General features: G+C 74.5%; 7 protein-coding genes. 3 read left to right on the top strand and 4 right to left on the bottom strand.

Features of this window, described 5'->3' with window-relative positions; genetic code table 11:
- Positions 1 to 127 precede the first annotated feature (127 nt).
- The 4 genes from GTW08_RS04555 to GTW08_RS04540 all read right to left on the bottom strand — a co-directional run bounded on the left by GTW08_RS04555 (position 128) and on the right by GTW08_RS04540 (position 3,526).
- Positions 128 to 1,009 carry an acyl-CoA desaturase gene (locus GTW08_RS04555; RefSeq protein WP_073575362.1) on the bottom strand — a complete coding sequence of 294 codons (882 nt, stop codon included), beginning with the start codon at positions 1,007 to 1,009 and terminating at the stop codon, positions 128 to 130.
- Positions 1,010 to 1,151: 142 nt separating this feature from the next.
- On the bottom strand, positions 1,152 to 2,231 hold the full coding sequence (locus tag GTW08_RS04550) for an LLM class flavin-dependent oxidoreductase (protein ID WP_073575052.1): 1,080 nt from the start codon (positions 2,229 to 2,231) through the stop codon (positions 1,152 to 1,154).
- Positions 2,232 to 2,873: an isochorismatase family protein gene (locus GTW08_RS04545; protein ID WP_073575051.1), complete on the bottom strand. Its 642-nt coding sequence runs from the start codon at positions 2,871 to 2,873 to the stop codon at positions 2,232 to 2,234.
- The gene (locus tag GTW08_RS04540; protein ID WP_062402948.1) at positions 2,870 to 3,526 is read right to left on the bottom strand and encodes a GntR family transcriptional regulator; all 657 of its coding nucleotides are present in this window, start codon (positions 3,524 to 3,526) and stop codon (positions 2,870 to 2,872) included. Before GTW08_RS04540 ends, GTW08_RS04545 begins: the two co-directional genes overlap by 4 nt.
- A gap of 138 nt (positions 3,527 to 3,664) precedes the next feature.
- Between GTW08_RS04540 and GTW08_RS04535 the strand changes: the two genes are divergently transcribed.
- From GTW08_RS04535 to GTW08_RS04525, 3 genes are all read left to right on the top strand, one after another.
- The gene (locus GTW08_RS04535) at positions 3,665 to 4,564 is read left to right on the top strand and encodes an isocitrate lyase/PEP mutase family protein (protein ID WP_073575050.1); all 900 of its coding nucleotides are present in this window, start codon (positions 3,665 to 3,667) and stop codon (positions 4,562 to 4,564) included.
- 183 nt (positions 4,565 to 4,747) lie between these two features.
- Entirely contained in the window at positions 4,748 to 4,948 is a 201-nt protein-coding gene (locus GTW08_RS04530) for a hypothetical protein (protein WP_062394657.1), read from the top strand.
- On the top strand, positions 4,945 to 5,313 hold a 369-nt coding region (locus tag GTW08_RS04525), incomplete at its 3' end, for a hypothetical protein (protein WP_202416395.1). The genes GTW08_RS04530 and GTW08_RS04525, both read left to right, overlap by 4 nt.

The following is a 5,313-nucleotide window of genomic DNA, read 5'->3' as shown; positions in this document are numbered from 1 at the left end:
CTGCGGGTGCGGGCCGGGACGGACCGGGTGCCGCACCCCGGCGACCGGTGCCGCGTGCGGTCGCGGGGTGCCGTGCACGTCGTGCCCGCCGTCCCGGGACCCCGCTGAGCGGGACACCCGGGCCGGTTCAGGCGGCGGCGGGCTCGTCCGGCCGGGCGGCCAGCTTCGCCAGCCGCTTCTCGGTCGGCCAGCGGACGTTCCACGCCCACCCGAGCTTCTCGAACAGCCGGATCGTGCCGGCCGAGATGTCGATCTCGCCGCGGCCGACGCCGTGCCGGGCCGAGGTGGGGTCGGCGTGGTGCAGGTTGTGCCAGGACTCGCCCATGCTGGGGACGGCGAGCAGCCAGACGTTGGTGGAGCGGTCCCGGGCCCGGTACGGCCGCTCACCGACGAGGTGGCAGATCGAGTTGGTCGACCACGCGACGTGGTGCGACACCGCGACCCGGACCAGCCCGGCCCAGAAGAACGCGGTGAACGCGCCCCACCAGGACCAGGTCACCAGGCCGCCGACGACGCCGGGCCCGAACACGGACAGGATCGTCAGGACGGTGAAACCGCGGTGGACCCGGTCGATGTCGGGGTCGGCGAGCAGGTCCGGGGCGAAGCGGCGCTGGTCGGTCAGCGACCGGTCGAAGATCCAGCCCATGTGGGCGTGCCAGAAGCCGCGGACCAGCGCGGCGGGGGAGGTGCCGTAGCGCCACGGCGAGTGCGGGTCGCCCTCGGCGTCGGCGTAGGCGTGGTGACGGCGGTGGTCGGCCACCCAGTGCCGGACCGGCCCCTGGACGGCGAGGCTGCCCGCGACGGCGAGCGCGATCCTCAGGGGCCGGTTCGCGGTGAACGAGCCGTGGGTGAAGTAGCGGTGGAAACCGACGGTCACCCCCAGCATGGACACGACGTAGAGGCCGAGTGCGAGGCCGGCGTCGAGCCAGGTCAGGCCCCAGCCCCACGCGAGCGGGACCGCGGCGACGAGCGCGATCGCCGGGACGATCGCGAACGCGTAGACGAACAGGTGCGGAACGGGATGCCGGAGCCGGTCGGAGAAGTCGGAGCGCGGCGCGGGCCGGGTGTCGGTCACACCCCCCGATGGTTCCGGCTCGCACCAGAACGGACAGTGGGGACAACCCCCCTCACTCACCGTGAGTGGGGTCTCCTCAGGTCGTGGCGGGCTGGGCGGCCTCTCGTAGCAGCGGCTTCACACGCTCGCCGAACTTGGTGACGCCGTCGACGAAGTCGGGCCAGGTGAGCAGCGCCCCGTCGATGCCGGTGGTCGCGGCGATCTCGTCGAGCTGGGCCGCGACCCGCTCGTAGGAGCCCTTCACCACCGGCAGTGACAGGAACGCCATGTTCCCCTCCGACGCGGGACGCTCCAGGGACGCCAGCAGCTGGGCCGAGGTGCCGTCCGGGTTGGTGTCCAGCGACGCCCCGGTGGTCATGTAGCTGATGGCCTCGAGGTCGGCGTTCTCGACGATGTGCGCGCACAGCCGGTCGGCCTCGTCGTCGGTCTCCTCGGCGATGATGCAGTACAGCGCGTAGGTGCCGACGTCGCGGCCCGCCTCGTCGCCGAGCCGGCGCACTCCGGCGGCGATGTCCCCGACCTTCGAGCGCTCGGCCATGATGAAGTTCCGGTCGCCGTGCTCGGCGGTGAACGCCTGGCCCGCCGGCGACTGGCCCGCGCAGACGATCGTCGGGGTGTGCAGCGGCTTGGGGCGCATGTCGGCGTCGTCGAAGGAGAAGAACTCGCCGGAGAAGGTCGTGGTCCCCTCGCTCCACAGTGCCCGCAGCGCCCGCACGTACTCGGCGGCGTAGGCGTAGCGACGTTCGAAGTACTCGTCGCCGGGCCACAGCCCCATCTGCGTGTACTCGGGCTTGTTCCAGCCGGTCACGATGTTGAGCCCGCAGCGTCCGCCGGAGATCTCGTCGATCGTCGCGACCATCCGGGCGGCCATGATCGGGTGGGTGGCCAGCGTGGTCACCGACGGGTAGAGCCCGATCCGCTCGGTCACCGCGGCGAGCCCGCCGAACAGGGTGAACGACTCCAGGCACTCGCCCCAGAAGTCGCTCGGCCCGCCCGACCCGCGGTGCTTCATCATCGAGAGCACGAAGTCGAGGCCCTGGCGCTCGGCCTCCTGGGTGATCGCCACGTTGTGGGCGAAGCTCGGCCGGTACTGCGGGCTGCCGGTGGACAGGATGTAGCCGTTGGTCGCGTTCGGGATGAAGACGCCGTAGTGCACTCAGACCTCCGGGGTGGACAGCTGTGTGACGGTGCTGGGCAGGTCGGCGACGTCGGCGTACTTGGCGTCGAGGTCGGCGAGGTTGCGGGCGTGGACGCCGGCGTCGCGGTCGGCGCAGGCGTCGGCGACGACGACCGGGCGGAACCCGGCGGCGAGCGCGTCGGTGGCGGTGGCGCGGACGCAGCCCGACGTCGACACCCCCGTGACGACGATGGTGTCGACCCCGCGGGCCCGCAGCGTCGCGGCGAGCGAGGTCCCGGCGAAGGCGGACGCGTGCTGCTTGGCCAGCAGCGTCTCGCCCGGCGCCGGGTCGAGGACGAGCCGGCCCCAGTCCCCGGGGGCGCCCTCGGCGAAGCAGGACAGGGCGGGGACCTTCGCGGCGAAGAACCCCGCGTCGGCGAGGTCGGCGGCGTAGCGCACGACGGTCCAGACGACCGGGTGCCCGCCCGCGCGGGCCGCGGCGACCACGGCGTCGCAGCCGCCGGTGACGCGCTCCGCGGTCGCGGCGTCCCCGAGGAAGAAGGGCCCGTCCGGCTCGGTGTAGGCGGCCACGAGGTCCACCACGACGACGGCCGGTGCCGCGCCCCAGCCGACCCGGCCCGAGAACGGCGCACCGTGCGGTCCCGACCCGGCCCCGGTCACCGGCGGTCCCCGGTCATCACGGCGCGGGCGTTGGCGATGTGGCTGACCATCACCGCGGAGGCCCAGCCGCCGTCCCCGGCGCGCAGTGCGGCGACGATCTCGGCGTGATGGGCGAGGCTGCGGGCCAGCGACGCCGCATCGTAGGTGTGGAAGGTGCGCAGCACGACCGGTGCGTGCACCACGCCGGCGAGCGCGGAGGCGAGCGCGGGGGTGTCGGCGATCTCGAGCAGCCGGGCGTGGAACCGCCGGTTCAGGGCGACCAGGGCGTCGAGGTCCTGCCCGGGGCCGGGGCCGCCGACGGCGAGCATGCGCCCGGCGAGGTCGTCGAGCTCGTCGAGGTCGGCGGCGGTCGCGCGGGCGGCGGCCAGCGCCGTGGCCCGCGGCTCCAGCGCGGTGCGGACCCCGAAGATGTCGTCGAGGTCGGCCTCGGAGAACGTGGCGACCCGCGCACCGCGGTGCGGGTGCAGCTCGACCAGCCCCTCAGCGGCCAGCCGGGACAGCGCCTCGCGGACCGGGGTGCGCGACACCCCGAGGCGGTCGGCGAGCTCGACCTCGCCCAGGTGGGCACCCGCGGCCAGCGCGCCGGTGAGGATCTCCTCGCGCAGCGCGGCCTGGGCGCGCTCGGAGGCGCGCCGGGGAGTCGTGTCGACCATCGTCACCTCCGGCGTCGGGCTGTATGCAACCTACGAGTGCCGCCGGTCACGCACAAGGCTCCACCTGTTGTTACGTCCGGATGACAGGCAGAGTGGGCGATGCGTGTACACAATCCAGCTCGACGAAGGGACCCCGCCGTGGCCGACCTCCTCAGCCGACCCGGGAACCGCCGGGCGCGCCTGCGTGCCCTGCTCGACGCCGGCACCCCGGTGCTCGCCCCCGGCGCCTACGACGCGCTGTCCGCGCGGCTGGTCGAGCAGGCCGGGTTCGACGTCGTCTACATGACCGGGTTCGGGACGACGGCCGGGCTGCTCGGCCGGCCCGACGTCGGCCTGCTCGGGGGTGCGGAGATGGCCGCGCACGCCGGCAGGCTGGCCGACGCCGTCGACCTCCCGCTGATCGCCGACGCGGACACCGGTTACGGCAACCCGCTCAACGTCATCCGCACCGTCCGCGACTACGAACGGGCCGGGGTCGCCGCGCTGCACCTGGAGGACCAGGTCATGCCCAAGCGGTGCGGGCACCTCGCGGGCAAGCAGGTGGTGCCCGCCGCGGAGATGGCCGCGAAGGTGCGGGCCGCCGTCGACGCCCGCACCGACCCGGACCTGCTGGTGATCGCGCGGACCGACGCCGCCGCCGTCGACGGGCTGGACGCGGCGATCGACCGGGCCCGCCGGTTCGCCGACGCCGGCGCCGACCTGCTGTTCGTGGAGGCGCCGACGTCCGAGCGCGACATCGAGACCGTCGCGACCGCGCTGGCCGGGCACCGGCTGGTGTTCAACTGGGCCGAGGGCGGCCGCACCCCGCCGCTGTCGCGCGACCGGCTCGCCGAGCTCGGGTTCGCCCTGGTCCTGTTCCCCGTGGGCACCCTGCTCGCGGCGACGGCCGGGATGCGGGAGCTGCTGGAGCGGCTGCGGGCCGAGGGCACCCCGGCGTCGCTGATCGACCGGCTCGGCGGCCTCGACGCGTTCGCCGAGCTCGCCGGGATCGGGGAGGTCCGTGAGCTGGAGCAGCGCTACCGCGCGGAGGGGGACTGAACAGTTCCCGGACGCCCCGTGCCGCAAACGTCGGCTCCGCGGAGCGGACTCCAGTACACGCCCAGGAGTGGCGCGTCGATATGTCGTACACCACACTCGGTGCAGATGACCTTGCCGACCTGCGGACGTCGACCGGAACGGGGCGGGCGGGCAGGGTCCCGGAATCGCCCCAGGCGGTGGATCGTGCAGCAGAACACTCCCCGGCTCCGCATCTGCGAACGATGCTGGTCGTCGGTCGCGGACGGCTCGGTCTGTCGGATCTTCCGGCACTCCGACCCCGCGACCCCGCTGGAGAGGCCCGCCTTCTCCTACCGGCACCTCGACGGTGACCCGGCGTGCAGCGGGGCGCAGCAGCCCGAGCTGGAGACGGGGTGGGCCGCGTGAGCGCACCCCCCGTGCCGGGACGCGCCCTGCGCCCGGTCCCCGCGCCGGTGCCCGCCGCCCGGACCGCGTTGTCGCCGGTCGACCCGCTGCCGGTGTCATCGGGTGACCTGGAGCGGCTGCGCGAGAACCTCGGACGCGTGCTGGCCGGTCTGCGCTGGCCCGCCCACCGCTGGCAGGTCCTCGCCGAGGCCGAGGCGTGGGGGGTGAGCGGTGTGGTCCGCCAGCAGCTCCTCCCGCTGCCCGACGGGCGGTACCCGTCGTTCGAGGCCGTCGTGGAGGTGCTCACGGCCGCGGCGCGTGGCCGGCTGCGCCCGGTGCCGGTCCGACCCGCGATCGGCGCGGACCGGCTGCACCCCGCCGAGCGG

Source organism: Pseudonocardia sp. SID8383, from assembly GCF_009864975.1.
Taxonomy (GTDB): domain Bacteria; phylum Actinomycetota; class Actinomycetes; order Mycobacteriales; family Pseudonocardiaceae; genus Pseudonocardia; species Pseudonocardia alni.
This window is presented reverse-complemented; position numbering and strand designations above follow the sequence as displayed.